The 26,350-nt window shown below is 72.4% G+C and carries 27 protein-coding genes; 15 read left to right on the forward strand and 12 right to left on the reverse strand.

Going from position 1 to position 26,350, the window contains the following annotated elements; genetic code table 11:
* Positions 1-22: 22 nt before the first annotated feature.
* The 5 genes from JGR68_RS10850 (at position 23) to JGR68_RS14045 (ending at position 4,868) form a co-directional block, all read left to right on the forward strand.
* The gene (locus JGR68_RS10850; protein ID WP_199362901.1) at positions 23-1,774 is read left to right on the forward strand and encodes a glutamine--tRNA ligase/YqeY domain fusion protein; all 1,752 of its coding nucleotides are present in this window, start codon (positions 23-25) and stop codon (positions 1,772-1,774) included.
* An 82-nt stretch (positions 1,775-1,856) separates the two neighbouring features.
* Entirely contained in the window at positions 1,857-2,330 is a 474-nt protein-coding gene (locus JGR68_RS10855; protein WP_199362899.1) for a hypothetical protein, read from the forward strand.
* 5 nt (positions 2,331-2,335) lie between these two features.
* Positions 2,336-2,914: a nucleoside deaminase gene (locus JGR68_RS10860; RefSeq protein ID WP_199362896.1), complete on the forward strand. Its 579-nt coding sequence runs from the start codon at positions 2,336-2,338 to the stop codon at positions 2,912-2,914.
* Positions 2,914-4,008, forward strand: coding sequence for a 23S rRNA (cytidine(2498)-2'-O)-methyltransferase RlmM (rlmM, locus tag JGR68_RS10865; protein ID WP_199362894.1), 1,095 nt, complete (start codon positions 2,914-2,916; stop codon positions 4,006-4,008). The genes JGR68_RS10860 and rlmM overlap by 1 nt, the downstream gene beginning before the upstream one ends.
* 101 nt (positions 4,009-4,109) lie before the next feature.
* Entirely contained in the window at positions 4,110-4,868 is a 759-nt protein-coding gene (locus JGR68_RS14045) for a hypothetical protein (protein ID WP_234446501.1), read from the forward strand.
* 24 nt (positions 4,869-4,892) lie between these two features.
* On the opposite strand, the gene JGR68_RS10875 is transcribed toward JGR68_RS14045, so the two are convergent.
* Together JGR68_RS10875 and ubiH are read right to left on the reverse strand one after the other, a co-directional pair.
* Positions 4,893-6,071, reverse strand: a complete 1,179-nt coding sequence (locus tag JGR68_RS10875) for an FAD-dependent monooxygenase (RefSeq protein WP_199362950.1) — start codon at positions 6,069-6,071, stop codon at positions 4,893-4,895.
* A gap of 8 nt (positions 6,072-6,079) precedes the next feature.
* Positions 6,080-7,300, reverse strand: coding sequence for a 2-octaprenyl-6-methoxyphenyl hydroxylase (gene ubiH, locus JGR68_RS10880; RefSeq protein ID WP_199362891.1), 1,221 nt, complete (start codon positions 7,298-7,300; stop codon positions 6,080-6,082).
* Positions 7,301-7,379: 79 nt separating this feature from the next.
* Between ubiH and JGR68_RS10885 the strand changes: the two genes are divergently transcribed.
* The 9 genes from JGR68_RS10885 to JGR68_RS10925 all read left to right on the forward strand — a co-directional run bounded on the left by JGR68_RS10885 (position 7,380) and on the right by JGR68_RS10925 (position 16,330).
* Positions 7,380-7,976: a hypothetical protein gene (locus JGR68_RS10885; protein ID WP_199362888.1), complete on the forward strand. Its 597-nt coding sequence runs from the start codon at positions 7,380-7,382 to the stop codon at positions 7,974-7,976.
* Positions 7,977-7,981: 5 nt separating this feature from the next.
* Positions 7,982-8,536, forward strand: a complete 555-nt coding sequence (locus JGR68_RS10890; RefSeq protein WP_199362886.1) for a cob(I)yrinic acid a,c-diamide adenosyltransferase — start codon at positions 7,982-7,984, stop codon at positions 8,534-8,536.
* A 17-nt stretch (positions 8,537-8,553) separates the two neighbouring features.
* On the forward strand, positions 8,554-9,480 hold the full coding sequence (locus tag JGR68_RS10895; protein ID WP_199362949.1) for a histone deacetylase family protein: 927 nt from the start codon (positions 8,554-8,556) through the stop codon (positions 9,478-9,480).
* Between the two features lie 143 nt (positions 9,481-9,623).
* Entirely contained in the window at positions 9,624-11,981 is a 2,358-nt protein-coding gene (gene lptD / locus JGR68_RS10900; RefSeq protein ID WP_234446646.1) for an LPS-assembly protein LptD, read from the forward strand.
* Entirely contained in the window at positions 11,978-13,285 is a 1,308-nt protein-coding gene (locus JGR68_RS10905) for a peptidylprolyl isomerase (protein ID WP_199362865.1), read from the forward strand. The genes lptD and JGR68_RS10905 overlap by 4 nt, the downstream gene beginning before the upstream one ends.
* A 1-nt stretch (position 13,286) precedes the next feature.
* Complete coding sequence (pdxA, locus tag JGR68_RS10910; RefSeq protein WP_199362862.1) at positions 13,287-14,276, forward strand: 4-hydroxythreonine-4-phosphate dehydrogenase PdxA; 990 nt, start codon at positions 13,287-13,289, stop codon at positions 14,274-14,276.
* A complete protein-coding gene (rsmA, locus tag JGR68_RS10915; protein ID WP_199362859.1) occupies positions 14,273-15,082 on the forward strand; it encodes a 16S rRNA (adenine(1518)-N(6)/adenine(1519)-N(6))-dimethyltransferase RsmA in 810 nt (269 codons plus the stop codon). The genes pdxA and rsmA overlap by 4 nt, the downstream gene beginning before the upstream one ends.
* Positions 15,083-15,117: 35 nt before the next feature.
* Positions 15,118-15,501 carry a Co2+/Mg2+ efflux protein ApaG gene (gene apaG / locus JGR68_RS10920; protein ID WP_199362857.1) on the forward strand — a complete coding sequence of 128 codons (384 nt, stop codon included), beginning with the start codon at positions 15,118-15,120 and terminating at the stop codon, positions 15,499-15,501.
* A 1-nt stretch (position 15,502) separates the two neighbouring features.
* Positions 15,503-16,330 (forward strand): symmetrical bis(5'-nucleosyl)-tetraphosphatase, encoded by an 828-nt coding sequence (locus tag JGR68_RS10925; RefSeq protein ID WP_199362855.1) that lies wholly within the window; start codon positions 15,503-15,505, stop codon positions 16,328-16,330.
* A gap of 57 nt (positions 16,331-16,387) precedes the next feature.
* Here JGR68_RS10925 and JGR68_RS10930 read toward each other — a convergent pair whose 3' ends face one another.
* The 5 genes from JGR68_RS10930 to JGR68_RS10950 are packed head-to-tail and all read right to left on the reverse strand — an operon-like array spanning position 16,388 to position 19,854.
* Complete coding sequence (locus tag JGR68_RS10930; protein ID WP_199362948.1) at positions 16,388-16,876, reverse strand: dihydrofolate reductase; 489 nt, start codon at positions 16,874-16,876, stop codon at positions 16,388-16,390.
* A gap of 29 nt (positions 16,877-16,905) precedes the next feature.
* A complete protein-coding gene (locus JGR68_RS10935) occupies positions 16,906-17,700 on the reverse strand; it encodes a thymidylate synthase (protein WP_199362853.1) in 795 nt (264 codons plus the stop codon).
* Positions 17,701-17,755: 55 nt separating this feature from the next.
* Complete coding sequence (gene lgt / locus JGR68_RS10940) at positions 17,756-18,679, reverse strand: prolipoprotein diacylglyceryl transferase (RefSeq protein ID WP_199362850.1); 924 nt, start codon at positions 18,677-18,679, stop codon at positions 17,756-17,758.
* Positions 18,680-18,689: 10 nt separating this feature from the next.
* Positions 18,690-19,427 carry a TerC family protein gene (locus JGR68_RS10945; protein WP_199362848.1) on the reverse strand — a complete coding sequence of 246 codons (738 nt, stop codon included), beginning with the start codon at positions 19,425-19,427 and terminating at the stop codon, positions 18,690-18,692.
* Between the two features lie 46 nt (positions 19,428-19,473).
* A complete protein-coding gene (locus tag JGR68_RS10950; RefSeq protein ID WP_199362846.1) occupies positions 19,474-19,854 on the reverse strand; it encodes a diacylglycerol kinase in 381 nt (126 codons plus the stop codon).
* A 327-nt stretch (positions 19,855-20,181) separates the two neighbouring features.
* Here JGR68_RS10950 and JGR68_RS10955 point away from each other — a divergent pair, with 327 nt between their 5' ends.
* Entirely contained in the window at positions 20,182-20,721 is a 540-nt protein-coding gene (locus tag JGR68_RS10955; protein ID WP_199362843.1) for a hypothetical protein, read from the forward strand.
* Between the two features lie 72 nt (positions 20,722-20,793).
* Here the strand turns inward: JGR68_RS10955 and JGR68_RS10960 are convergent, their stop codons facing one another.
* The 5 genes from JGR68_RS10960 to JGR68_RS10980 form a co-directional block, all read right to left on the reverse strand.
* Complete coding sequence (locus tag JGR68_RS10960) at positions 20,794-21,441, reverse strand: LysM domain-containing protein (RefSeq protein ID WP_199362841.1); 648 nt, start codon at positions 21,439-21,441, stop codon at positions 20,794-20,796.
* A gap of 108 nt (positions 21,442-21,549) precedes the next feature.
* Entirely contained in the window at positions 21,550-22,785 is a 1,236-nt protein-coding gene (locus JGR68_RS10965) for an ABC transporter permease (protein ID WP_199362838.1), read from the reverse strand.
* A complete protein-coding gene (locus JGR68_RS10970) occupies positions 22,782-23,486 on the reverse strand; it encodes an ABC transporter ATP-binding protein (RefSeq protein ID WP_199362835.1) in 705 nt (234 codons plus the stop codon). The genes JGR68_RS10965 and JGR68_RS10970 overlap by 4 nt, the downstream gene beginning before the upstream one ends.
* Positions 23,483-24,979: an efflux RND transporter periplasmic adaptor subunit gene (locus JGR68_RS10975; protein ID WP_199362832.1), complete on the reverse strand. Its 1,497-nt coding sequence runs from the start codon at positions 24,977-24,979 to the stop codon at positions 23,483-23,485. The genes JGR68_RS10970 and JGR68_RS10975 overlap by 4 nt, the downstream gene beginning before the upstream one ends.
* Positions 24,980-25,042: 63 nt before the next feature.
* Positions 25,043-26,341 carry a HAMP domain-containing sensor histidine kinase gene (locus JGR68_RS10980; RefSeq protein ID WP_199362829.1) on the reverse strand — a complete coding sequence of 433 codons (1,299 nt, stop codon included), beginning with the start codon at positions 26,339-26,341 and terminating at the stop codon, positions 25,043-25,045.
* Between the last annotated feature and the right edge of the window lie 9 nt (positions 26,342-26,350).

The raw sequence follows: 26,350 nt of genomic DNA on the forward strand, positions 1-26,350 counted from the left end.
GCCGGACTCCCCGACGACACGCATGACCGCACCCCACGACACCACGGCCGGCTCCGATACGGCGCCCGTGAAGCAGGACTTCATCCGCCAGATCGTCCGCGACGACCTGGCCAGCGGCAAGCACACCGCCATCCGCACGCGCTTCCCGCCCGAGCCCAACGGCTACCTGCACATCGGCCATGCCAAGGCGATCTGCCTGGACTTCGGCATCGCCGAGGAGTTCGGCGGCCGCTGCAACCTGCGCTTCGACGACACCAATCCGGCGAAGGAGGACCCCGAGTTCGTGCAGGCGATCCAGGACGACGTGCGCTGGCTGGGCTTCGAGTGGAACAGCCTGCGCCACGCCTCCGACTACTTCGAGGTGTTCTACCTGGCCGCCGAGAAGCTGATCCGCCAGGGCGATGCCTTCGTCTGCGACCTGTCCGCCGACGAGGTGCGCGCGTACCGCGGCAGCCTGACCGAGCCCGGCCGCGCGTCGCCGTATCGCGACCGTGGCGTGGAGGAGAACCTCGGCCTGTTCCGGCGCATGCGCGCGGGCGAGTTCGACGACGGCGCGCGCACGCTGCGCGCGAAGATCGACATGTCCAGCGGCAACATCAACCTGCGCGACCCGGCGATCTACCGCATCAAGAAGGTGCCGCACCAGAACACCGGCGACGCCTGGCCGATCTATCCGATGTACGACTTCGCGCACGCCCTGGGCGATGCCGTCGAGGGCATCACCCACTCGCTGTGCACGCTGGAGTTCGAGGACCACCGTCCGCTGTACGACTGGTGCGTGGACCGGGTCGATCTCGCCGGCAACCCGGAGCTGCTGGCGCCGCTGGTCGGGAAGGACCTGCCGATCGAGGCCGCCAAGCCGCGCCAGATCGAGTTCTCGCGGCTCAACATCAACTACACGGTGATGAGCAAGCGCAAGCTCACCCAGCTCGTGGCCGAAGGCCTGGTGGACGGCTGGGACGACCCGCGCATGTACACCCTGCAGGGCCTGCGCCGGCGCGGCTACACCCCGGGTGCGCTGCGCCTGTTCGTCGACCGCATCGGCATCAGCAAGCAGAACTCGATGATCGACTTCTCGGTGCTGGAAGGTGCGCTGCGCGAAGATCTCGACGCGCGCGCCCCGCGCCGCATGGCCGTGGTCGCACCGCTGAAGCTGGTGCTCACCAACCTCCCGGAGGGCCACGCGGAGACCCTGCGCTTCGCCAACCATCCGAAGGACGACGCCTTCGGCGAGCGCGCGGTGCCGTTCTCGCGCGCGCTGTGGATCGAGCAGGACGATTTCGCCGAAGTGCCGCCCAAGGGCTGGAAGCGGCTGGTGCCGGGCGGCGAAGTCCGCCTGCGCGGCGCCGGCATCGTGCGCTGCGACGAGGTCGTCAAGGACGCCGATGGCGCGATCGTGGAGCTGCGCGGCACGCTCGATCCCGAATCGCGGCCGGGGATGGAAGGCGCGAACCGCAAGGTCAAGGGCACCATCCACTGGGTCGACGCGACGTGCGCGGTGGAGGCCGAGGTCCGGCTCTACGACCGCCTGTTCTCAGTCGCCGACCCGGACGACGAGAGCGGCGGCCAGACCTACCGTGACCACCTCAATCCGGACTCGCGCGTGTCGGTGCGCGGCTGGATCGAGCCCTCGGCCGCGGATGCGGCGCCCGAGACCGCCTTCCAGTTCGAACGCCTGGGCTATTTCGTCGCCGACCGGCGCGACCACCGCGCCGGGGCGCCGGTGTTCAACCGCAGCGTGACCCTGCGCGACACCTGGGCCGCCAAGGCCTGACCGACCCGCGGCCCCGGCCTTCGCCGGGGTCCACGCCGTCCGGGGCTACCATGCCCGGCGACGTCCACGACCGGAGACCTCCATGCGCCGGATCTTCCAGCCCGCATCCATCGCCCTGGCCGCGCTGCTGCTCGCGGCCTGCACCGCCCCGCAGCCGAATGGCGGTGCGGTGATGCCGCCAACCGCCGAAACGCGTCCCGCGGCCCCGACCGCCCCGGTCGCGCCCGGAGTCGCTTCGCCCGATGTCGCTCCGCCCGCCGATGTCGCTCCGCCCGCCGGTGTCGCCGCGCCCGTCCGCGGCGCGATGCCCGGCGTACCCGACCTCGACCGCAGCTGCCGCGTCGACAGCGACTGCGCGGTGAAGGACGTCGGCAACTGCTGCGGCTACTTCCCGGCCTGCGTGAACACGGCCGCCCGGCCCGACCCCAAGGCCGTGCAGGCCGCCTGCGCCGACTCGGGCATGGCCGGCGTCTGCGGCTTCCGCGAGATCGAGGCCTGCGCCTGCGTGTCCAACACCTGCGAGCCGGCCCAGTCCGGCGGCGCGGTGGCCCGGTGACCGCCATGCACCTTCCCGCGCGCGTGGGCCTCGAGCTCCCGGCCTGGGTCGACGGACTGGTCGACCGCGAACGCGCCTATGCCGGCGATGACGACAAGGTCGCGCTGGCCATCGCGCTGGCGTCACGCAACGTCGACGAGGCGACCGGAGGCCCGTTCGGGGCGGTGCTGTTCGGCCCCGACGACCGCGTCGTCGCCGCCGGCGTCAACGTGGTGCTGCCGCAGTCGACCTCGCTGGCCCACGCCGAGAACCTGACCTACATGCTGGCCCAGCAGGCGCTGGGCCGCGCGCGCATCAATCTCGACGACGCCGGCCGCCCGTGTGGCCCGTACACGCTGGCGACCTCGGCCCAGCCCTGCTGCCAGTGCTATGGCGCGACCGTCTGGGCCGGCATCGACCGCCTGCTGATCGGCGCCCGCGCCGAGGACGTGCACGCGCTGACCGAGTTCGACGAAGGCCCGCTGCCGGCCGACTGGCCGGGCGAACTGGCCCGCCGCGGCATCGAGGTGGTGCGCGACATCGCCCGTGGGCAGGCCCGCGAGGTGCTGGCCGCCTACGGCCGCGCCGGCGGACAGCGCTACTGATGCACGCCGGAGATGCGCCCGCGGCGGGCGCGACCGGACTGCTCTGCTACTGCCGCGGCGGCTTCGAGCCCGAGCTCGCGGCCGAGCTCGGCGAGCGCGCCGCCGCGGCCGGCCACCACGGCTACGCCGCCACCGAGCGCGGCAGCGGCTTCGTGCGCTTCCTCGCGCCCGGCGCCGACGCGCACGCGCTGTCGCGCGCCCTGCCCTGGCGCTCGCTGGTCTTCGCGCGGCAGAAGCTGAGGCTGCTGGCGGAGCTCGACGGCATCGACACCAGCGACCGCGTCACCCCGATCGTGGCCGCGCTGCAGGCCCACGCCGGCAGCGCCGCGTTCGGCGCCCTGGTCGTCGAGCACCCCGACAGCGACGCCGCGCGGCCGCTCGCCGGGCTGGCCCGCGCGCTCGGCAACGCGATCCGCCCGGTGCTGCGCAAGGCCGGCCTGCTGGCCGCGAAGGACGATCCGCGGCGGCCCGCCCTGCACGTCTGCCTGCTGGACGGCGACCACCTGCTGCTGGCAGTGGCCGATTCCGGCGATGCCTCGTCCTGGCCGATGGGCGTGCCGCGCCTGCGCCTGCACCGCGACGCCCCGTCGCGCTCGGCGCTGAAGCTGGAGGAGGCCTTCCTCGTCCTGCTCGACGAAGGCGAACGCGCGCGCCTGCTCAGGCCCGGGATGACCGCCGCCGACCTCGGCGCCGCGCCCGGCGGCTGGACCTGGGTGCTGCAGCGCTCGGGCCTGCACGTGACCTCGGTCGACAACGGGCCGCTGCGCCAGCACGTGCTCGACGCCGGGGGCGTCGACCACCTGCGCGAGGACGGTTTCCGCTGGCAGCCGCCGCGCGCCCTCGACTGGATGGTCTGCGACATGGTCGAGCAGCCGCGCCGCGTCGCCTCGCGCATGGCGACCTGGTTCCGCGAAGGCTGGTGCCGGCAGGCGGTGTTCAACCTGAAGCTGCCGATGAAGAAGCGCTGGCTGGAGACGGCGCTGTGCCTGGACCTGTTCGCCCGCGAGGCCGGGCGTCCGCTGGAGCTGCGCGCGCGCCAGCTCTACCACGACCGCGAAGAGATCACGGTGCTGGTGCTGCCGGCCCGCGGCTGACGCGCCCGACCGCCGTTCAGCGTCCAGCAGGCGGATCCTGACCGGGGCTTCATGGGCCCCGGACTAGCGTGGCGCCCCGACCCAACACGACGGGAACCACCATGGACACTCGCATGCTCAAGCACCCGCTCGGCCTCGCCCTGCTCGCGGCCGCCATCGGCGCCAGCGGGCCGCTGTTCGCACAGTCGGCCGAAAGCGTCGGCCTGCAGACCGTGACCGACCAGAAGACCCGTGCCGCGCAGCAGGATGCACGGACTGCGGAACAGGATGCCCGGATGGCGCGCGAGGCTGCCGAGCAGGCCGAAGCCCAGCGCCGCGCCGGCGCCGTGACCGCCGAAGGCCAGGCGCAGGCGGACTACAGCGCATGGCAGGCCGACCAGGCCTCGCGCCGGGCCGAACGCGCCGCGCATGCCGCCGGCCACGCCGGCAACCGTGCCGGGGGCGCCAGCGCCGCGGCGTATGGCGGCGCCGCCCAGCCGAGCCAGGTGGCCGCCCAGTCCCACGGCGCCGCCGCCGATGCCAGTGCCGCGAGCAGCGCGGCGCGTGATGCCGCGATGGAGGCCCGGGCCGCCGCGGAGCGCGCGCGCGCCGCCGCGAGCGAGCCACCCGCCCCGCCCCCGCGCACGCGTCCGGCCGAGACCTACCCGAGCGAGCCGCAGGTGACGATCACCTCCAGCGCGCCGGATTCAGTCGTGGGCGAATACCGCATCGACATGGCCGCGCTGGACACCAACGGCGATGGCCGGCTCAGCCGCGCCGAGGCGCGACCCAATGCCACCCTGACCGCGGAATTCCGCGCGGTCGACAGCAACGGCGATGGCGCGCTCGACGCCACCGAACTCAGGGGCTGGACGCGCTGACCGTCCTGCGGCGCGCCGGCGGCCTCAGATCCCCGCCGCGCGCCGCCACAGGGCCGCCGCCACCGGCGGCACGCGCCCGGCGGCACCCAGGGCCGGGCCGCGCAGCAGCACGGCGGGCGCGGAGTCACTGCTGTAGACGCGGTTGATGCCGTCGAAGGCCCGCGCCGCCAGTGTCGCTTCGCTGCGCCGGGTGCGCGCCCAGCGCGCGATCCGCTGCGGGGTATCCCAGGGCTGCCGCCGCGCGAGCGCGGCGCTGACCGACTCGCGCAGCAGGGCGACATCGCGCAGCCCGACGTTGACCCCCTGGCCCGCCAGGGGATGCATCACGTGGGCCGCGTCGCCGACCAGCAGCACTCGCCCCTGCGCATAGCGCTCGGCCAGCTGGAGCCGCAGGGGAAACGCCGCCCGCGGCGAACAGGGCTCGATCCGGCCAAGCCGGCGATCGAAGGCCCGTTCAAGGATCGCGGCGAAGGCGGGGTCATCCATCGCCAGCGCGGCTTCGGCCTGGGCCGTGGGCATCGACCAGACGATCGAGCAGCTGCCGTCGGCGAAGGGCAGGAAGGCGAGCGGACCGCCGGGCAGGAAGCGCTGCCAGGCGGTGGCCTCGTGCGGGTGCCCGGTGCGCACGAAGCCGACCACGCCGGACTGGCCATAGCCATGGCCGGTGACGTCGATTCCGGCCAGCTGGCGCAGGGTCGATCCGGCCCCGTCCGCGGCCAGCACGATGCGCGCGGCCACCCGACTGCCGTCGTCGAGGCGCAGGCGCACGCTCTGCGCGTCCTGTTCGAGCGCCTCGACCCGCGCGGGGCAGCGCACATCGACGCCGGCGCCGGGAAGGCGCGCCCACAGGCGGTCGACCAGCAGGCCGTTCTCGACGATCCAGCCCAGCTCGCGGCGGCCCAGGCGGTCGGCGTCGAAGGCCAGCTCGCCACCACCGGCCGCGTCCCAGACACGCATGCGCCGATACGGCTGCAGGCGCGTGGCGCGGCCGTCGCGGCCGTCGATGCCGGCCCAGACGCCGATCGCCTCGAACAGGGCGGCATTGTCGTGGGCGAAGGCGAAGACGCGCAGATCCGGGCGTGCCTCGGACCAGGGCGCCGGTGCCCGGCCTTCGACCAGCACCACCGACAGGCCGAGTCCGCCGAGGGCCAGCGCCGCCGTGGCCCCGACCACCCCGCCGCCGACGACGGCCACGTCGACCATGCCGCGGCTCACCGAACGGCTCCGGCCCGGCAGGCATCCGGCACGTCGCCGCGATAGCCCATCGCGCCACCGGCCACGCCGGCCTGCAGCCCGGGCAGCGCCGCCAGCGCCACCAGCCCGGCGCTGCGCAGCAGCGAGGCGCCGTGCTCCGGATTCGAGCTGAGCCGCGCCAGGCCGTGGGAGAAGTCGAGGGTGCGGGCGCGGTCCTCGCGGCGGCGCCCGGCATAGGCCGACAGCAGGTCGGCATCGCCCGGATCCGCACCCTGGCGCGCCGCGGCGACCAGCAGTTCCGCCAGCACCAGCGCATCGCGCAGGCCGAGGTTGAAGCCCTGTGCGCCGACCGGGTGGATGCTCTGTGCGGCGTTGCCGACCAGCACGGCGCGCGCCGCGGTCGTGGTCGCGGCCCGCACCGCCACGGCCGGGTAGGCGCTGCGCGGACCCACCGACAGCAGCCGGCCCACGCGCCAGCCGAATGCGTCCTGCACGCGGGCGAGGAAGCCGGCGTCGTCCAGCGCCTGGACGCCCGGCGCATGTTCGGCCGCCACGCCGTGGACCAGGCCCCAGGCACGGTCGCCCCGCGGCAGCAGCGCGGTGGGGCCGTCGTCGCCAAGGCGCTCGTAGGCGGTGCCGTCAGGCGCGCGGGCGGCGCGCAGGCGCGCGACCAGCAGCACCTGGCGGTAATCGTGGCGGCTGGCCTCGATCCCCAGCGCATCGCGCACCCCGCTGGCCGCGCCATCGGCGGCGACCACCAGGCGCGCGCGCAGCTGCGAAGGCCCGGCCCCGGCCAGGTCGAGTACGCGGCAACCCCCGGCATCGGCGGCGAAGCCGGTGAAGCGGGTCCCGCGGTGCCGCACCAGTCCCTGCACTTCGGCCAGCCGCGCCTCGAGCGCCTCGCCGAAGTCGCGCGCCACGACCACCTGGCCGAACGCCGTGCGGCCGTGGTCCGCGGCCTGCATCAGCACCCGGCCGAAGTCGCCGCGGCGGCTGACGTGGATGCGCGCGATCGCACCGGTGGGCGCGCGCAGGCGCTGCATCACCCCGAGCCGGGTCAGTGCATTGACCGTGGCCTCGGCGAAGCTGAGGTTGCGCTCGTCGAAGACCGCCGGCATCGCCGCCGCCGGAGCGGCTTCGACCATCGCGACGTCCAGGCCGCTGCCCTCCAGCGCGATGGCCAGGCTCGCACCCACCAGCCCGCCACCGATGATCACCACGTCGTGAGTCGCCGTCATCCACGCATGATACGGCCGCCCGGCGCCGCGGTTCGCTAGAATGGCCGCCGACCTGCAATTCCCGGAGCCGCCAGCGCCCATGAACACCACCCTGCACCGCGCCATCGTCCTGTCGCTGCTCGCGCTCCTCATGGCCGCCACGCGCAGCCATGTCTTCACCCACTTCACCCCGGTGCCGGATGCGTCGTGGGCGGTGTTCCTGATCGGCGGCTTCTACCTGCGCGACTGGGCCCGCTGGGCCTTCCCGGCGCTGATGGCGCTGGCGGTGGCGATCGACTGGATGGTGATCCGCGGCCAGGGCATGGACTTCTTCGCCCACTACTGCGTGTCGCCGGGCTACTGGATGCTGGTGCCCGCGCACGCGGCGATGTGGGCCGGCGGCCACTGGCTGGGCCGCCATTACAGTGGCGCCAGCCTGGGCGCCCTGGTGCGCCTGGCGGCGGTGGTGGTCGCTGCCACCGCGACCTGCCACCTGTTCGCGCAGGGCGGCTTCTACTGGCTGTCGGCGGCGGTCGCCGAGCCGACGCTGGCCGGCTGGGCCGCCAACTACGGCCACTGGATCGGACCCTACCTCGGCTCCACCGCCATGTTCGTGGCCGTTGCCGCGGCGGCGCAGGCGGTGTCGGAGGTCGTGGCCCGCCATTCGGCGGCCACCCGGCAGCAGACGCGTCGCTGAGCACGATGGGCAACCGCCTTTCGAAGATCTACACGCGCACCGGCGATGACGGCAGCACCGGCCTGGGCGACGGCAGCCGCACCGGCAAGGATTCGCTGCGCGTCGAGGCCTATGGCACCGTCGACGAGGCGAACGCCTGCATCGGCGTGATGCTGGCCGCCGGGGTCCCGGCCGCGGTGCAGGAGCTGCTGACCGCGGTGCAGCACCAGCTGTTCGACCTCGGCGGCGAGCTCTGCATCCCGGGCCATGCCGCGATCGACGATGACGACGTGGCCCGCCTGGAACAGCACCTCGACCGCTTCAACGCCGACCTCCCGCCGCTGAAGGAGTTCATCCTGCCCGGCGGCGGCGAAGCGTCGGCGCGCTGCCACGTGGCGCGCACCGTCGTCCGTCGCGCCGAGCGCTGCACGGTGGCGCTGGCGCGGGTCGAAGACGTCCGCCCGCAGGCGGTGCGCTACCTCAACCGCCTGTCCGATCTGCTCTTCGTGCTCGGTCGCGTGCTGGCACGCGAGGGCGGCCACGGCGAGGTCACCTGGCAGCACGAGCGACGCCGGGGCTGAGCGTGGGCGCGAAGCCGCTGCCGGTGTTCACCCACGCAGCGTGCTTCGGGCATGACACCGGCCCCGGACACGTCGAGGTCCCGGCCCGCCTGGGCGCAGTGGTGACCGCGCTGCGCGACCACCTCCCGGACATCGAATGGCTGGAAGCCCCGCGCGCCACGCGCGGCCAGCTGCTGCGCGTGCACGACCCCCTGCTGCTGCACGCGATCCTCGAGTCCGCGTCCGACGCCACGGTCCGGCTGGATCCCGACACCGTGCTCTCGCCGGGCTCGCCCGAGGCCGCCCTGCGCGCGGCCGGCGCCGTGGTCGCCGCGGTCGACCTGGTCATGGGCGGTGTCGCCGAGGCGGCCTTCTGTGCCGTGCGCCCGCCGGGCCACCATGCGACCGCGGCCCATGCGATGGGGTTCTGCCTCTTCAACAACGTCGCCGTGGGCGCCGCGCACGCGCTGGAGCGCCATGGCCTGGCCCGGGTGGCCGTGGTCGACTTCGACGTGCACCACGGCAACGGCACCCAGGCGATCTTCGCGGCCGAGGACCGGGTGCTCTATGCCAGTGCGCACGAGATGCCGCTGTTTCCCGAAAGCGGCGACCCGCGCGAGCGCAGCGCCGGCCTGCACGTGCACAACGCCGCGCTGCGCGCCGGAACCGGCAGCCACCGCTTCCGCGAGGCCTGGCGCGAGCGCCTGCTGCCGGCCATCGACGCGTTCGAGCCTCAGCTGGTGATGGTGTCCGCCGGCTTCGACGGCCATCGCGCCGATCCGGTGGCGCACATCGAGCTCGAAGCCGACGACTTCGCCTGGCTGACCGCCGAGCTCGCCGCGATCGCCGAACGCCATGCGGGCGGCCGGATCGTCTCGGTGCTCGAAGGCGGCTACGACCTCGGTGCGCTGGCCGAATGCAGCATCGCCCACGTCCGCGCCCTTGCCGCCGGAGCGCCCGGGTGACGCGCCAGCGTTCACGGGCCATGCATTGCCGCTGCACGGGGGATGCGGCAAGCTAGCCGCCGCTTCTTCCCCCCCGGAAATCCTGCGTGCGCCAAGCCTCCCGCCTGCTCCCGCTGCCGCTGTGCATCGCCTCGGTCCTGGCCATGCACCACCCCGGCGCGATGGCGCGCGACGACATCGAGCCCGACTGGGGCCTGTGTCCGCTGGTGGAGTCGGTGCCTGCGTTCCCGGACGCCCAGCCGGCCACCGGCGCGCCGGCCGACCGCGCGGCTCAGCCCACCGACATCGCCGGCGACACCCTTGCCGGCGTCGACGGCGAAAGCGTCGAGTACTCCGGCAACGTCACCCTGCGCCGCGGCGACCAGTTCCTCGGCGCCGACAACCTGGAATACCGCGCCGGCGATTCCACCTATGTCGCCAGCGGCCGCGTGCGCTACCAGGACTCGGGCATGCGCCTGGTCGCCGAGCACCTGGAAGGCGACCAGGAGGCCGATACCCACCGCGTCGACAACGTCACCTACCAGCTCACCGAGCGCCGCGGCAACGGCGGCGCCGAGCGCATCGAGATGAAGGGCTCGCAGGGCGCGCTGTACGGCTCCACCTATTCAACCTGCCCGCCGGACGACCGCTGGTGGGAGCTGCGCGCCGAGCGCATCGAGATCGACAACGACAAGGGCCAGGGCGTTGCCCGCAACGCGACGCTGCGGGTGGGCAAGGTGCCGGTGCTGTACGTGCCGATCTTCGCCTTCCCGACCGACAGCCGCCGCAAGACCGGCCTGCTGTACCCCGCCATCGGGTACTCCAGCCGCAACGGCTTCGACTGGCGCCAGCCGATCTACCTCAACCTCGCGCCGAACTACGACATGACGCTCGAGCCCCGGCTGATGACCCGGCGCGGGCTGCTGCTCGGCACCGAGTTCCGCTATCTCACCAAGGATGGCGGCGGCAACCTGGAAGTCGAGTACCTGCCGTCCGACCGCCTCGCCGAAGACGGGCGCCAGGAAGAGATCGACCTCGGCATCCGGCCCGAGAACCGCCGCAAGGAGAACCGCGGCATGCTGCGCTTCCAGGCCGTCGAGGGGCTCGACGCCAACTGGCAGGCGCGCACCTTCCTGGCCTGGATCAGCGATCCGCGCTACGTCGAGGACTCCACCAGCAACCTCAACGGCGCCACCGACTTCTCGATCAAGAGCGACATCGGCGTGTACGGCCGCGGGCGCACCTGGGACGCCGGCCTGATGGCCGACTACTGGCAGCTCGGCGACTACACCCAGCCGGAACTGATTCTGCCCTACAACCGCCTGCCGCGGCTGTACGCGAACTGGGAGGACCGGTTCGGCCGGTTCGTCGCCGGCGCCTCGGTGGACGCCACGCGCTTCGAGCACATCGACAGCCGCAGCCGCCCCGGGGGCAGCCGCGTGGACGTCCGGCCGTGGGTGTCGATGCCGCTGGAAGGCGCGGCCTGGTTCGTCACGCCCACCCTGGCCTGGCGCTACACCGGCTACCAGCTCGAGGACGAGCTGGCGCAGGGGCTGACCGCGTATACCGGTGCCGCGCCCGACACCTCGCCCTCGCGCAGCCTGCCGATCGCCACGGTCGATGCCGGCGTGTACTTCGACCGCACCACGATGTTCCGCGGCGAAGAACACGTGCAGACCCTCGAGCCGCGCCTGTTCTACGTCAACACGCCCTACCGCGACCAGTCCGGGCTGCCGCTGTTCGACACCCAGGCGATGTCCTACAGCTGGGGCCAGCTGTTCCGCGACAACCGCTTCACCGGCGCCGACCGCCAGGCCGACGCGAACCAGCTGACGCTGGCGCTGACCACGCGCCTGGTCAGCGCCGAGACCGGTCGCGAGAAGCTGTCCGCCAGCATCGGCCAGATCCGCTACTTCGAGGACTCCCGCGTGGGCCTGGTGCCCGGCTCGCCGGTGATCCCCGAGGGCAAGTCCACCTGGATCGCCGATGCCGACTACGAGGTCAACGACCGCTGGAGCGTCGGCGCCACCTACCACTGGAATCCCGCCAGCCAGCAGGAAGACCTCGCCAGCCTGCGCACCCGCTACCTGCTCGGCGACGACGGCATCGTCAACCTCGCCTACCGCTACCGCCGCGACGCCGGCAGCGGCGCCGACCTGCTGGAACAGGTCGACTTCTCCTTCCTGTACCCGCTCAACCCGTCGTGGAGCCTGGTCGGGCGCTACTACTACTCGCTGCTCGACAACCAGCTGCTGGAAGGCATCGCCGGCGTGCAGTGGGACAGCTGCTGCATGGCCGCGCGCCTGGTGGCGCGCCGCTACGTGCGCAACTTCCAGGGCGAAATGAACGACGCCATCCAGCTCGAGATCGAGTTCAAGGGCCTCGGTTCCGCCGGCCCGAAAACGACCGACCGACTGCGCCGTGCTATCCTCGGCTATCACCGCGAGGACCTGTACCTGGTGCCTCCGCCCGAGGTCCGCAGCGACGTCGGCGCCCCGCCACCGGCCGACAATCTCCCATGAAGAACCGTTTCCTGACCGTTGCCCTCGTCCTCGCCGCGTGCCTGCCGCATGCCTACGCGCAGGACGTCCAGCCGATCGACGGCATCGCCGCGATCGTCGACGAGGACGTCATCCTCCAGAGCGAACTCGACCGCGCGGTGCGCAACATCACCGCCCAGTACGGCGACCGCGCCGGCCAGCTGCCGCCCGAGGCGGTGCTCCGCCGCCAGGTGCTCGAGCGCCTGATCCTGGTGCAGCTCCAGACCTCGCGCGCCAAGTCCACCGGCGTGCGCGTCGGCGAGGACGAGATCGACTCGGCGCTGGCCGCGATCGCGCGCCAGAACAACATGACCCCCGACCAGCTGCGCCAGCAGCTCGCCGCCGACGGCATGTCCTTCACCGAATTCCGCGGCTCGCTGTCCGACGAGCTGGCGATCCAGCGCCTGCGCCAGCGCTTCGCGCAGTCCTCGATCGTGGTGACCGATGCCGAACTCGACTCGGCCCTGGCGAGCCAGGCCGGCGGCACCCAGTACCAGCTGGCGAACATCCTGGTCGCCCTGCCCAACGGCGCCACGCCGGAGCAGATCGCCACCGCGCAGGAGAAGATCGACGGCGTCAAGGCGCTGCTCGACCGTGGCGAGATGGATTTCCAGGCCGCGGCCGTGCGCTATTCCGACGGTCCCAACGCGCTTGAAGGCGGCGACCTCGGCTGGCGCAGCGCGGACGAGATTCCCTCGGCCTTCGCGAACGTCGTCGGCGGCATGCAGTCGGGCCAGGTGTTCGGTCCGGTACGCGGCCCCAGCGGCTTCCAGCTGCTGCAGCTGCGCGAGACCCGCGACGCCGGCGCCACCGGGTCCGGCGCAACGGTCACGCAGTACCAGGCGGCGCACATCCTCGTCCGCGGCGACGACGCGGCGGCCAGGACCAAAGTCGACGCGCTGCGCGCGCGCATCACCGCCGGCGAGGACTTCGCCGCCGTGGCGAACACCGGCTCCGACGACGCGGTGACCCGCGGACAGGGCGGCGACCTCGGCTGGTTCATGCAGGACGACTTCGGCGCGCAGTTCGGCACCCAGGTCGCGGCGCTGCAGGACGGCGAAGTCTCGCAGCCCTTCCGCACCGAGGCCGGCTGGCACATCGTGCGTCGCACGGGGACGCGCCAGGCCGACGTCGGCGCCGAGAACCGCCGCAACCAGATGCGCGAGACCATCGGCCAGCGCAAGCTGGAAGACGAGTGGAACCGCTTCCTGCGCCAGATGCGCAGCGAGGCCTATATCGACATCCGCCCCGCTTCGGGCGCCGCCGGCGTCTCCGACGGCAGCTGAGATGCAGCGACCCCGGCTCGCGCTGGTCCCGGGTGAACCGGCCGGCGTGGGTCCGGAGCTGTGCGTACGCGCACTGCAGCGGTCGTGGACCGCGGACCTCCAGGTGTTCGGCGACCCGCGCGCGCTGCTGACGGCCGCGCGCCGCCTCGGGCTGCCGCTGGAGCAGCCGGCCCCTGACCTCCTGGTGGCGCCCGGCGGCCGCTTCGGACTGTGCCCGCTGCCGGCGGCCGTCGCCGTCGATCCGGGCTGCCCCGCCCCTGCCAACGCCGCCTCCACCGTGGCCGCCCTGCTGGCCGCCGCGGATGCCTGCAGCCGCGGCGACTGCCATGGCATGGTCACCGGGCCGGTGCACAAGGGCGCGGTCAACGACGGCGGCATCGCCTACACCGGGACCACCGGCCTGCTGGCCGCGCATGTCGCACGCGATGTCGTGATGATGCTGGCCAATCCGGCCATGCGCGTGGCGCTGGCGACCGTGCACCTGCCGCTGCGCGCGGTCGCCGACGCGCTGACGCCGGCCCTGCTCGAACGCACGCTGCGCATCCTGCACGCGGCGCTGCGCGAGGATTTCGGCATCGACGCCCCGGCCATCGCCGTGCTCGGCCTGAACCCGCACGCCGGCGAGGATGGGCATCTGGGCCGCGAGGAGATCGAGGTGGTGATCCCGGTACTCGAACGCCTGCGGCTGGAGGGCATGCGCCTCGAGGGCCCGCTGCCCGCCGACACCGCCTTCCTGCCGGCGAAGCTCGCGCGCTTCGACGCGATCCTGGCGATGTACCACGACCAGGGCCTGCCGGTGCTCAAGCACGCGGGCTTCGAACAGGCGGTCAACATCAGCCTCGGCCTGCCCTGGCCGCGGGTCGCGGTCGACCATGGCACCGCCTTCGACCTGGCCGGCAGCGGCCGCGCCGACCCCTCGAGCCTGTTCGCCGCCATCGACACCTGCACCCGCCTGGCCGCCACGCGCGCCGCACGGAACCCCACGCCATGAACCAGCACGACGGCCACGACGGCCGCTTCCGCGAACCCGCCAAGAAGGCGCTCGGCCAGCACTTCCTGCACGATCGCGGGGTGGTCGACCGGATCATCCTCGCGGTGGATCCCAGGCCGGACGAGCACATCGTGGAGATCGGCCCGGGCCAGGGCGCGATGACCTTCCCGCTGCTCGAGCGCCACGGGCGCCTGACCGCGATCGAATTCGATCGCGACCTGCTGGCACCGCTCACGGTGCGCGCGCGCGCCCACGGCGAGCTCACCCTGGTCCACGCCAACGTGCTCGACGTCGACTTCACCGCGCTGGCCGCGGGCACGCCGCTGCGCCTGGTCGGCAACCTGCCCTACAACCTGTCTTCGCCGATCCTGTTCCACGCGCTCGACCATGCCGCGGCGGTGCGCGACATGCACTTCATGCTGCAGAAGGAAGTGGTCGACCGCATGGCCGCCGGCCCCGGCAGCAAGGTCTACGGCCGACTCAGCGTGATGCTGCAGGCCTGGTGCCGGGTCACCGCCCTGTTCGACGTCGGCCCCGACGCATTCAGGCCTCCGCCGAGGGTGGACTCCGCGGTGGTCCGACTGGTGCCGCGCGATCCCGGCGAGGTCGGCATCGACGACCCGGCGCGCTTCGCGTCCGTCGTGCGCGCGGCCTTCGGCCAGCGCCGCAAGACCTTGCGCAACGCGCTCCAGACCCTGTGCGATGCGGACGCGATCAGCGCCGCGGGCATCGATCCGACGCGTCGCGCGGAGCAGCTGGACGTCGCGGATTTCATCCGCCTGGCGAACTCGCTTCCGCGCGCCTAGTCCCGTCATTCACGCGCAGCGCTTACACTCGTGACATGGACGACACCGCCGACTACACACTGGAGATCCAGATCGCGACGCGCTTCCTCGCCGAGGAATCGGCGCCGGAAGACGACCGTTATGTCTTCGCCTACACCATCCGCATCCGCAACCTCGGCCGGCACGCCGCGCAGCTCCTGGATCGCCACTGGGTGATCACCGATGGCAACGGCCACGTCGAGGAAATCCGCGGCGACGGCGTGGTCGGCGAGCAGCCGCGCATCGAACCGGGCGACCAGTACACCTACACCTCCGGCGCTGTGCTCGAGACCGCGGTCGGAACGATGGAAGGCAGCTACGGCATGGTGGGTGACGACGGCACCCGCTTCGACGCGCCGATCCCGCCCTTCACCCTCGCCGTCCCGCGCACCCTGCACTGACATGGCGGTCTGGGCGATCGGCGACCTCCAGGGCTGCCTGGGGCCTACCGAGCGGCTGCTCGAGCGCATCGCGTTCGATCCCGCGCGCGACCGGCTGTGGTTCTGCGGCGACCTGGTGAACCGCGGCGGCGAATCACTGGAAACCCTGCGCCTGGTGCACTCGCTGCGCGACAGCGCGGTGACCGTGCTCGGCAACCACGACCTGTCGCTGCTGGCGATCGCCGAGCGCCGCGAAGCCGACCAGCGCAAGGTCAATCCCGACCTGCAGCGGGTGCTGTTCGCGCCCGATCGCGACCAGCTGCTCGACTGGCTGCGCACCCAGCCGCTGGTCCATGCCGACCGCGAACTGGGCTGGATGATGGTGCATGCCGGCCTGGCGCCGAAGTGGACCGCGGACGATGCGCTGGCGATGTCCGGCGAGGTCGAACGCGTGCTGCAGGGGAACAACCGCCAGGGCCTGCTGCGCAACATGTATGGCGACCGCCCGGCGTGGTCGCCCGGCCTGCGCGGCACCGACCGCCTGCGCGCGATCATCAACATCTTCACCCGCATGCGCTACTGCAGCCCGCGCGGACGCATCGCGTTCGAGGAAAAGGGCGCGCCGGGGACCCAGCAGCCGGGCCTGTACCCGTGGTACGAGGTCCCGGGCCGGGTCGACCGCGGGCTGAAGCTCGCCTGCGGCCACTGGTCCTCGCTCGGACTGTTCATCGGCCACGGCATCCACGCCCTCGACACCGGGGCGGTCTGGGGCGGCACGCTCACCGCGCTGCGCCTGGACGGCGACGCGCTGTGCGTGGTCCAGGTGCCCGGGCGGCCGAAGCCGGACTGAGCCAACCCGGCCGTCAAACGCGACCCGCGCGCCTGTTGTTGCGCGCCCGCGACCCGCTCAGGTGCGCCGGTACTCGACGAACTCGAAGGCGAACGCATGGCGGCCATCGGCCGCATGCGGCTCGCGCGACACCGCCTGCCAGCCGCCTGCGTCAAAGGCCGGGAAGAAGGCATGCGCGTCCTCGACCACCGTATCGACGTGGGTCATGTGCAGCACGTGGGCACGCGGCAACGCCAAGGCGTAGATCTCGCCGCCGCCGATCACGGCCAGCTCGCCCGCGCCGTCGCCGGCCGCCAGCGCCAGCGCTTCGTCCAGCGATGCGACCGCCTGCATGCCGGCGAAGGGCGCGCGGCCGCTGCGCGTCAGCACCAGATTGCGCCGCTTGGGCAACGCCCGGCCCAGCGAGTCGGCGGTCCTGCGGCCCATCAGCAGGACCTTGCCCAGCGTCAGGGCCTTGAACCGCGCGAGGTCGTCGGGCAGGTGCCAGGGCAGCCCGTTGTCGCGGCCGATGGCGAGCCTGCGGTCGACCGCGGCGACGAGGCTGATCACGGGCGCGGGGCCGCTCACGGAGACACTCAGACCGCCACCGGCGCCCGGATCGCCGGCATCGGGTCGTAGCCTTCGATCGCGATGTCGTCGCCGGTGAAGGCGAAGACGTCGTCGATCGCGGGGTTGAGCACCAGCTTCGGCAGCGGCCGCGGCGCGCGCGCAAGCTGCTCGCGCGCCTGTTCGTCGTGGTTGGAATACAGGTGCGCGTCGCCGAGCGTGTGCACGAAATCGCCAACACCCAGGCCGGTCACCTGCGCCACCATGTGGGTCAGCAGCGCATAGCTTGCGATGTTGAACGGCACGCCGAGGAAGATGTCGCCGCTGCGCTGGTAGAGCTGGCAGCTGAGCCTGCCGTCCACCACGTAGAACTGGAACAGCGCGTGGCAGGGCTGCAGCGCCATCGCCGGCAGGTCGGCGACGTTCCAGGCGCTCACGACCAGCCGGCGCGAGTCGGGATTGCGGCGGATCTCGTCGACGACCCAGCGGATCTGGTCGATCTCGCCGCCGCGGCCGTCGGCCCAGCGCCGCCACTGCTTGCCGTAGACCGGGCCGAGTTCTCCGTCGGCGTCGGCCCACTCGTCCCAGATGGTGACCTTGTTGTCGCGCAGGTAGGCGGTGTTGGTCTCGCCCTTCAGGAACCACAGCAGCTCGTGGATGATCGAGCGCAGGTGGAGCTTCTTGGTGGTGACCAGCGGGAAGCCTTCGGCGAGGTCGAAGCGCATCTGCCAGCCGAAGATGCTGCGCGTGCCGGTGCCGGTGCGGTCGGACTTTTCGCTGCCGTGTTCGAGGACGTGGCGGAGGAGGTCTAGGTACTGGCGCATGGTCGGTCCTTCCGGGGATCGTTGAAGAGAGGGCCGATCGCGGCTGTAGCCGCTCCTACAGGGGCGCGGCAGGGGCGACCGGGGCGGCGGGGGTGGGCTGCAGGGTGGGGCTGCGGTGCGAGCGCCACAGCCAGTAGAGGCCGAGCAGGATCAGCGGGGTGCTCAGCACCTGGCCCATGGTCAGCCAGCCGAAGGCGAGGTAGCCGAGGTGGGCGTCGGGCTCGCGGACGAACTCGACCAGGAAGCGGAACGCGCCGTACAGCAGCGCGAACATGCCCGACACCGCATGGCGCGGCCGCGGACGGGCCGAAAACCACCACAGCAGCGCGAACATCGCCACGCCTTCGAGGAAGGCCTGGTAGAGCTGCGAGGGGTGGCGCGCATACTGCTCGAGCTCGCCGGCCTGGTGCAGCGCCCGCAGCGACGCAGCGTCGAGCCAGGCGAGGTCCTGTGGCAGCGCGCTGCGGAACACCGTCGCCCACGGCAGGTCGCTCGGCTTGCCCCAGAGCTCACCGCCGATCCAGTTGCCGATGCGGCCGAAGCCCAGGCCCAGCGGCACCAGCGGCGCCACGAAGTCCATCGTGTCCATGAAGTGCAGCCGGCGCTGGCGCGACCACAGCCAGCTGGCCAGCAGCACGCCGAGCAGCCCGCCGTGGAAGCTCATGCCGCCCTCCCACACCCGCAGCAGCATCAGCGGATTGGCGAGGAAATCGGCGAAGCCGTAGAACAGCACGTAGCCGATGCGGCCGCCCAGCACCACGCCGAGCATGCCGTAGAACAGCAGGTCGCCGAAGCCGTTCTCGTCGACGCCGGGCAGGCGGCCGGCGCGGATCCGCGCGCGGCCCAGCAGCCAGGCGCTGAGGAAGGCCAGTGCATACATGAGCCCGTACCAGTGGATGCCCGGCTCGAAGCTGCGCCCGAACAGCTCGAAGGCCGGCGACTGGACCGCGATCGGATCGACCAGGTGCAGGAGGCTCATGCCGTGCGACTCACTCGCTGGCCACGCCCCTCAGGGCGCGGCGCTTGGCCCAGAGGTTCAGGCCCTCGACGAAGGCCGAGAAGGCCATCGAGCCGTAGATGTAGCCGCGCGGGATGTGCAGGTCGAAGCCTTCGGTCAGCAGGTAGACGCCGATCAGCACGATGAAGGCCAGCGCCAGCATCTTGACCGTCGGGTTGTTGTCGATGAAGCGGCCCAGCGGCTCGGCCGCCAGCAGCATCACGCCCACCGCGATCAGGATCGCCGCCACCATCACCGGCACGTAGTCGCCGGCCATGCCGACCGCCGCGATGACCGAGTCGAGCGAGAACACGATGTCGATCACCGCGATCTGCGCGATCACCATGCCGAACGAGGTCGCGACCTTGCCGGTGCCGTCGACGTCCTCGTGCTCGCCGATCACGATCGAGCGGATCTCCATCGCGCCCTTCACGATCAGGAACAGGCCGCCGAGGATCAGCACCAGGTCGCGGACCGAGATCCCCTGCCCGAACAGCGTGAACATGTCGCTGGTCAGCCCGGCCAGCCAGGCCAGCGTCAGCAGCAGGCCCAGGCGCGTGATGCAGGCCACCGCGATGCCGAACTTGCGCGCGAACTCGCGGCGCTCGGCCGGCAGCCGGCTCACGGCGATCGAGATGAACACCAGGTTGTCGATGCCGAGCACGATCTCGATCGTGGCCAGCGTGACCAGCAGGATCCATACCTGCGGGTCGGTGATGAGTTCGATCATGGCTTGCTTGTCCTGAGGGAAACGGGTGCCGCGGCGGGCGCGGCGGTCATGGCAGTCGCGGCAGGAGGATGGCGCCCCATACCAGCAGCACGTTGAGCATCAGCACGAACACGGCGGCCGAGCCCATGTCCTTGGCGCGTCCCGCGAGTTCGTGGTGTTCGTCGCCATAGCGGGCGATGACGGCCTCGACCGCGGAGTTCAGCAACTCGGTCGCCAGCACCAGCAGCAGGCAACCGACCAGCAGGGCACGCTCGACCCCGCCCTGCCCGAGCCACGCGCCCAGCGGCGCGAGCACTGCGAACAGGCAGACCTCGAGCCGGAAGGAGGACTCGTGCAGCCAGGCCGCGCGCAGGCCCTGCAGCGACCAGCCTGCCGCCTTCAGGATGCGCGCCGGGCCGCGCGGCAGGTGTCCGGTTTCGTCCGCCATCGTGTTCCACCCGCTCAGCGCGCGGCACTGCGGGGCGGCGGCGCGACCGGCAGGGCGCCGGCAGGACCGGCGGCGGGGATGCGGATGCCCATGGGGCACCGCGGGGTTGGGAACTGCATGCGAATCAGCCGCCGCGTCCGACCAGTAAGCGGCCAATTTTGCCACAAGGCGGCGCGCGGGGCCGGGTCGCGGCGCCAGGGCACTTCACCCGGGGACAAACGCGCGGCTGCGATGATGCCGCTGTCACAGTGCCGGGACAGGAGACCAGCCATGCGCCGAGCCGCTGCTATCCTCGGGACGATCACCGTCCTCGCCATGGGAGCCAGCATGAATCCTTCGTTCGCACAGGCCCAGCCACAGCCGATGGGCGCCGGCGAGGCCGGCTACGACGCCGCGCTCCAGGCCGCGACGGCCCCGCTGCGCGACGAATTCGGCTCCTCGGTGGAGCTCGCGGTCGAACGCATGGACCGCCTCGGCAACTGGGTCTTCGTGCTCGGCAACATGCGCTCGCCGGGCGGCGGCCGCCCGGATGTCTCGGGCACGCGCTTCGCCGAAGCCGCCGGCCAGGGCGCAATGTCGGATGTCTACGCCGCGCTGCTGCGACGCGAGGCCATCTCCGCGGACGACGCCGCCGCCGCTGGCGGCGACGGCGTGGCGGCCACCGGAGCCAGTCCCGCGGCGCCGGCCGAAGCCGCCGCGCGCGACCAGGCCGCCCTGCCGCAGGCGGCCGAGGCCACGACCGGCGCGCCGGCGGGCGCTGCGGACGGAGCCTGGGACATGGTCGACTTCGCGATCGGGCCCGGCGACGTGGCCTGGCTGGGATGGCCGCAGGAACACGCGGCACCGCGCGCGCTCTTCGGCTTCTAGGCGGCCCCTTGGGCCGTCAACGTGAAAGAGCCGGCATCCGCCGGCTCCCTGCCCCACGTGCCGCGACCGGGGTCAGCGCGGCGGCGTGATGATCTCGTAGTTCCCCGATGCACCGCCCCAGCTGATGCGCTGCGAACCGTCGGCATTGACGTTGTTCGAGCCGATGAACTTCGGCTGGCCGTTCTCGAAGCCGGCGAACAGCACCACGTGTGACTGGCCGTTGCGCTGCATCAGCACCACGTCGCCCGGGCTGGCGTTGGCCAGCGACACCGTCTGCCAGCCGTCGCCCTTGAGGTTGTTCGCCAGCTGGTCCACCGACGCGCTCGCCTGGCCCGCATCGATCAGGCCGGCCTTCTGCAGGCAGGCCGAGACGAAGTTGGCGCAGTTGACGTTGTTCGGCACCCAGCTCTGCATCGGAAGCTCGTCGCTGAACTTGAGTTCGCCCGCGTTGCGGCCGATGAACTGCTCGGCGATGGCCGCGGCGTTGTTGCCGCTGACCGGGCCACCGCCCTTGACCCCGTCGACGCCGCTTGCACCCGGTCCCGACGCGTTGCCGGCGCTGCCGGTCGTTCCCGGGATGCTGAGCGCGTCGCCGGCGTAGATCAGGTCGGCGTCCTTGATCTGCGCGTTGGCGTCCATCAGCGCGTTGACCGAGGTGCCGTAGCGCTGGGCGATCTGGGAGAGGGTATCGCCCCAGGCGATGTTGTGGATGGCGGTCATCGGGTGTCTCCGTCCGCGTGCGCGGCGGCTGGCGTTGCGGGCAGTCTCCCGCCCGCGCGCCGACCCGCCAACCCGGGGCCACCCCGGATGGGGTTGACCCGAGGTGGGCTACTGCGAGCGCAGCGCCTCGATCGGATCGAGCATCGAGGCCTTGCGCGCCGGGTAGTAGCCGAAGAACAGGCCGGTCGCCACCGAGAAGCCCGCGGCCATCGCCACCACCTGGCCGTTGAGTACCACCGGGAGGTCGCCGAAGCGGCCCACCAGCAGCGCGCCGGCCACCCCGATCACGATGCCCAGCGCGCCGCCGACCAGCGACAGCAGCATGGCCTCGGCAAGGAACTGCCGGCGCACGTCGGACGGTCCCGCGCCCACCGCCATGCGCAGGCCGATCTCGCGGATGCGCTCGGTGACCGACACCAGCATGATGTTCATGATCCCGATGCCGCCCACGATCAGCGAGATCGTCGCCACCGCGCCCAGCAGCAGCGACATCAGCCGCGTGGTGGCGGTGCGCGTGGCCACGATCTCGGAGATGTTGCGCACGCTGAAGTCGTCCTCGCCGCCCGGCGCGATCCGGTGCCGCTGGCGCAGCAGCGATTCCACTTCGCCCTGCACGTAGCCCAGGTCGTCGGCATCGGCCACGGTCAGCGCGATCTGCATCACCGCGCCGGGCGGCAGGCCCATCGAGCCGAGCAGCCGGCGCCGCGCGGTCTGCATCGGCACCATCACCACGTCGTCCTGGTCCTGGCCCCAGCCACCCTGGCCCTTGGGCGCGAGCACCCCGACGACCACGAAGGGCACGCGGCCCAGGCGCACGGTCTGCCCGATCGCCGGCTCGTCGCCGAAGAGCTCGCGGCGCACGGTCTCGCCCACGATCACCTCTTTCGCCGCGCCACCGTAGTCCTGGGCATCGAAGGCCTCGCCCTCGACCAGGGTCCAGGCGTTGATGTCGAAGTAGTCGGGCTGCACGCCCTGCCAGCGGCTGGACCAGTTGTTCTCGGCATAGACCACCTGGGTGCTGCCGTTGAGCGAGCCGGACACGTACTGCACTTCGGGGATGTCGCTGCGGATCGCCTCGACGTCGCCCTCGGTCAGCGTGTAGTAGCTCACCCCGCTCTGACGGACGCCGCCGGGACCGCGACGCGAACCGGGCGAGACGTCGAGGCGCTGCGAGCCCAGGCCCGAGACCATCTTGTCGATCTCGGCCTGGGTGCCCTGCCCCACCGAGACCATGACGATCACCGCCGCGATGCCGATGATCACGCCGAGCGAGGTGAGCACGCTGCGCATCCAGTTGCCGCGCAGGGCGTGGACGGCGGTGCGGATGACGTCGCCGAAGGTCATGCCGCGGCCTCCGCGTGCTCCGGATGCAGCTCGCCGTCGCGGATCACGTAGGTGCGGTCGGCATGCGCGGCGACTTCGGCATCGTGGGTGATGAGGACCACGGTATGGCCCTCGTCGCGCAGGCGCTTGAACAGCGCCAGGATCTCCTCGCCGGTCTTCGAGTCCAGCGCGCCGGTCGGCTCGTCGGCCAGCAGCAGCGGCGGCCGGTTGACCAGCGCGCGCGCGATCGCCACGCGCTGCTGCTGGCCGCCCGAGAGCTCGTTCGGGCGATGGCCCGTGCGGCCGCCGAGGCCCACGGCCTCCAGCACCTCGGCCGCCATGCGATGCCGCTCGGCCACCGGCACGCGGGCGTACGACAGCGGCATGGCGACGTTTTCCAGCGCCGTCATCCGCGGCAGCAGGTGGAAGCCCTGGAAGACGAAGCCGATGCGCTCGCGGCGCAGCGCGGCCAGCGCCTCGGCGTCGAGCGTCGACACGTCCACGCCGTCGCAGTGGTAGCTCCCGGTGCTGGGCGTGTCCAGGCAGCCGATCAGGTTCATCAGCGTCGACTTGCCCGAACCCGACGGTCCCATGATGGCGACGAAGGACCCGTGCTCGATGCGCAGGTCGACGTCCTTCAGGGCCACGACTTCCGCCTCGGTGCCGGCGGAGTAGACCTTGCCCAGCGCCCGGGTCTCGATGATCGGGACATCGGCGCTCATCGCGCGGCACGCTCGCCGGTCACCAGCACGTCGCCGGCCTGGACGCCGCCGGAGATCTCGGTGGTGGTGCCGTCGGTGGCGCCCACGCGCACCATCACCGCCTCGGGCTGGCCCCCGGCCAGGCGGTAGACCGTGGCGCGGGTGGCGCCGACGAGGTTGGCCATGGCGGCGTCCCAGCGGCGCGCCTGGTCGTCGTCGAGGCTGGCGCGGAAGGCGGAGAAGTCCTCGCGGTAGCGCTGCAGCATGCGCTGGCGCAGCTGCGAGGCCATCCCGGCCGACGGCGCGCCGCCGCCCGACGGCCCGAAGCCCGGCCCGCCTCCGGGGCCGCCGGTGCGCGGCGCCGCGGCACGTGCCTGCTGGCGGGCCTGGACCGCCGCGATCGCCTCGTCGAACGCCGACTGCTGCGCGGCCGACAGCGAAAGCGCCGCGGCCTCCCGGCGCAGGTCGTCGGCCATGCCGGCGCCCGCGCCGCGCTGCGGCGTCGCCGATGCCGCGCCCTCGGAGCTGGTGGGCTTGTAGCGCAGCGCGGCGTTGGAGACCTTGAGCACGCCGTCGCGGCGGCTCACTTCGATCTCGGCATTGACCGTCAGCCCGGGCAGCAGGGTGCCGTCGCTGTTGTCGACGGTCACCACCACCGGATAGGTGACGACGTTGCTGGTATTGGTCGCGCTCAGCCGCACCTGGTCGACCACGCCGGAAAACTGGCGGTCGGCGAAGGCGTCGGCGGTGAAGCTGACGCGCTGCCCGGCCTGGACCTGGCCGATGTCGGCCTCGTCGACCGCGAGTTCGATCTTCATCTTCGAGAGGTCCTCGGCGATGGTGAACAGCTCCGGCGCCTGCAGGCTGGCCGCAACGGTCTGGCCCGGCTCGATGGTGCGCGTGAGCACGATGCCGTCCACCGGCGAGCGGATCACCGTGCGCCCGAGGTTGATGCGCGTGGTCTGGGTAGCCGCGGTCTGCTGCCCGATCTGGGCCTGCGCCGACGCCACCTGCGCGCGGGCCTGGTCGAGCGCCGCGCGCGCCAGGTCGATGTCGCTGCGCGACACCAGCTGGCGGGCGCCGAGTTCCGCCTTGCGCCGGTGGTCGAGCTCGGCGTTCCGGAGGCTGGCCTGGGCCTGGGCCAGGCTGGCGCGGGCGCTGGCGATCTGCGCCGAGCCCTGCTCGATCTGCGCCTGGTAGCTGCTGGGATCGATCTTCGCCAGCACCTGGCCCTGCTCGACCTTGTCGTTGAAGTCCACCAGCACTTCGGTGACCTGGCCGGAGATCTGGCTGCCCACGACGACGGTGGAGATCGCGCTCAGCGTGCCGGTGGCCGAGATGGCGACGCGGATGTCGCCCTGCTCCACCTCGACGGTGCGCCAGGTGCCCGCCTGGGCATCGGCGTTGCGCTGGGTGACATACCAGCCGCCGGCGCCGAGGGCGATGACAATGGCGACGATGGCGGCGAGCGGCTTGCGGGAACGCCTGGCGGCGGGGTTCGGGCGGGAGCTCATTCGAGTCGGGGATCCGGCTTGGGGTCGGGGAGGCTAACGCACCGGCGCCGTCCCGGTTGACGCTCAGTCCGCGCGGGCGAACCTCAGGGTCACCAGCGTGCCCCGGCCCGGGGCGCTGTCGATGGCCACCGTCCAGTTGAAGCGCGCGGCCAGGCGGCGCACCACCGCCAGCCCCAGGCCGCGGCCGCCGACGTACTGGTCGGCGCGGTAGAACGGTTCGAAGACGCGCTCCAGCACGTCGCGGTCCATGCCCACGCCGGTGTCACGGACTTCGACGCGGTCGGCACCCACCAGCACCTCGATGCTGCCGGCCGCGGTGAACGTGCAGGCATTGCGCACCAGCTGCTCGAGGATGACCGTCATCGCGCGCCGGGAGCCGTGGAGCACGGGCGCGGCCTGTTCGACCAGCCGGACGTCGACCGCCTCCGCATTGCCCAGCTCCTCGAGCATGGCCTCGCCCACCCGCGCGGCTTCGACCGCCACGTCCAGCAGGTCGAACTCCTCGGTCTGCACCGGCTCGTCCTCGCGCGCGAGGATCAGCAGCGCGTCGATGACCGATTCCATGTCACGGGCCGCCACGTGCACGCGGTCGAGCGACCGGTGCATGCGCGTCGGCAGCTCGGGGTCGCGGCGCAGCATGTCGGTGGCGACGCGCACCACGGTCAGCGGGGTGCGCAGCTCATGGCTGGCCTCGCGGGTGAAATCGCGCTCGCGGCGGATGAACGACTGCGTGCGCTCCGCCAGGCCGCGGATCGCGCCGCCGAGCAGCCGCACTTCGGTCCCCACCTCGCCGGGAAGACCCGCCGGCGCGATCGCGTCGAGGTCGGGCGTCCGGGGATCCCAGCGCGCCACCTCCCCGGCCATCACCGTCAACGGCAGCACCAGCCGGCGGGCAATGCGGTAGCTGAGCCAGCTCACCGTGGCGATCGCCAGCAGTGACAGCAGCGCCGCGATTCCGAGCGACCAGACCCCCACGCGATCCATCAGCATGAAGGTGACACGCAGGTAGAGCCGCCCGCCCTGGGCGTCCTCGACCAGCAGGCGCTGCGACGGCCCCGATCCCCTGAGCCGGTGCAGGCCCGGCCCGGCTTCGACGAAGGCCCGCGGCACGCCCAGCGCCAGGGCATCCACGCCGTCGGCGACGAAGTAGCTGTTCACCGACTGGGTCCACGGCGGCGCATACGTGGGATCGCGGGCGCGCTCGTGCCAGAAGCGCTGCGCTTCGGTGCGCATCCAGTCGGACGCGATCTGCCCGCGCGCGAACACGGTCGCCACGTACATGCACGTGACGACCGCGACGATCGCCAGCACGGCCTGCAGCACGAACAAGCGCCGCAGCTTGCGCGGGAGTCCCTGGGGCATTGCCAATGA

The organism is Luteimonas sp. MC1750 (genome assembly GCF_016615955.1).
Taxonomy (GTDB): Bacteria; Pseudomonadota; Gammaproteobacteria; order Xanthomonadales; family Xanthomonadaceae; genus Luteimonas.

Excerpts from the sequence above, each read along its gene's own strand:
- JGR68_RS10850 (WP_199362901.1), top strand. The coding sequence starts at position 23 with ATGACCGCACCCCACGACACCACGGCCGGCTCCGATACGGCGCCCGTG.
- JGR68_RS10855 (WP_199362899.1), top strand. The coding sequence starts at position 1,857 with ATGCGCCGGATCTTCCAGCCCGCATCCATCGCCCTGGCCGCGCTGCTG.
- JGR68_RS10860 (WP_199362896.1), top strand. The coding sequence starts at position 2,336 with ATGCACCTTCCCGCGCGCGTGGGCCTCGAGCTCCCGGCCTGGGTCGAC.
- rlmM (WP_199362894.1), top strand. The coding sequence starts at position 2,914 with ATGCACGCCGGAGATGCGCCCGCGGCGGGCGCGACCGGACTGCTCTGC.
- JGR68_RS14045 (WP_234446501.1), top strand. The coding sequence starts at position 4,110 with ATGGACACTCGCATGCTCAAGCACCCGCTCGGCCTCGCCCTGCTCGCG.
- JGR68_RS10875 (WP_199362950.1), bottom strand. The coding sequence starts at position 6,071 with ATGGTCGACGTGGCCGTCGTCGGCGGCGGGGTGGTCGGGGCCACGGCG.
- ubiH (WP_199362891.1), bottom strand. The coding sequence starts at position 7,300 with ATGACGGCGACTCACGACGTGGTGATCATCGGTGGCGGGCTGGTGGGT.
- JGR68_RS10885 (WP_199362888.1), top strand. The coding sequence starts at position 7,380 with ATGAACACCACCCTGCACCGCGCCATCGTCCTGTCGCTGCTCGCGCTC.
- JGR68_RS10890 (WP_199362886.1), top strand. The coding sequence starts at position 7,982 with ATGGGCAACCGCCTTTCGAAGATCTACACGCGCACCGGCGATGACGGC.
- lptD (WP_234446646.1), top strand. The coding sequence starts at position 9,624 with ATGCACCACCCCGGCGCGATGGCGCGCGACGACATCGAGCCCGACTGG.
- JGR68_RS10905 (WP_199362865.1), top strand. The coding sequence starts at position 11,978 with ATGAAGAACCGTTTCCTGACCGTTGCCCTCGTCCTCGCCGCGTGCCTG.
- pdxA (WP_199362862.1), top strand. The coding sequence starts at position 13,287 with ATGCAGCGACCCCGGCTCGCGCTGGTCCCGGGTGAACCGGCCGGCGTG.
- rsmA (WP_199362859.1), top strand. The coding sequence starts at position 14,273 with ATGAACCAGCACGACGGCCACGACGGCCGCTTCCGCGAACCCGCCAAG.
- apaG (WP_199362857.1), top strand. The coding sequence starts at position 15,118 with ATGGACGACACCGCCGACTACACACTGGAGATCCAGATCGCGACGCGC.
- JGR68_RS10925 (WP_199362855.1), top strand. The coding sequence starts at position 15,503 with ATGGCGGTCTGGGCGATCGGCGACCTCCAGGGCTGCCTGGGGCCTACC.
- JGR68_RS10935 (WP_199362853.1), bottom strand. The coding sequence starts at position 17,700 with ATGCGCCAGTACCTAGACCTCCTCCGCCACGTCCTCGAACACGGCAGC.
- lgt (WP_199362850.1), bottom strand. The coding sequence starts at position 18,679 with ATGAGCCTCCTGCACCTGGTCGATCCGATCGCGGTCCAGTCGCCGGCC.
- JGR68_RS10945 (WP_199362848.1), bottom strand. The coding sequence starts at position 19,427 with ATGATCGAACTCATCACCGACCCGCAGGTATGGATCCTGCTGGTCACG.
- JGR68_RS10950 (WP_199362846.1), bottom strand. The coding sequence starts at position 19,854 with ATGGCGGACGAAACCGGACACCTGCCGCGCGGCCCGGCGCGCATCCTG.
- JGR68_RS10955 (WP_199362843.1), top strand. The coding sequence starts at position 20,182 with ATGAATCCTTCGTTCGCACAGGCCCAGCCACAGCCGATGGGCGCCGGC.
- JGR68_RS10960 (WP_199362841.1), bottom strand. The coding sequence starts at position 21,441 with ATGACCGCCATCCACAACATCGCCTGGGGCGATACCCTCTCCCAGATC.
- JGR68_RS10965 (WP_199362838.1), bottom strand. The coding sequence starts at position 22,785 with ATGACCTTCGGCGACGTCATCCGCACCGCCGTCCACGCCCTGCGCGGC.
- JGR68_RS10970 (WP_199362835.1), bottom strand. The coding sequence starts at position 23,486 with ATGAGCGCCGATGTCCCGATCATCGAGACCCGGGCGCTGGGCAAGGTC.
- JGR68_RS10975 (WP_199362832.1), bottom strand. The coding sequence starts at position 24,979 with ATGAGCTCCCGCCCGAACCCCGCCGCCAGGCGTTCCCGCAAGCCGCTC.
- JGR68_RS10980 (WP_199362829.1), bottom strand. The coding sequence starts at position 26,341 with ATGCCCCAGGGACTCCCGCGCAAGCTGCGGCGCTTGTTCGTGCTGCAG.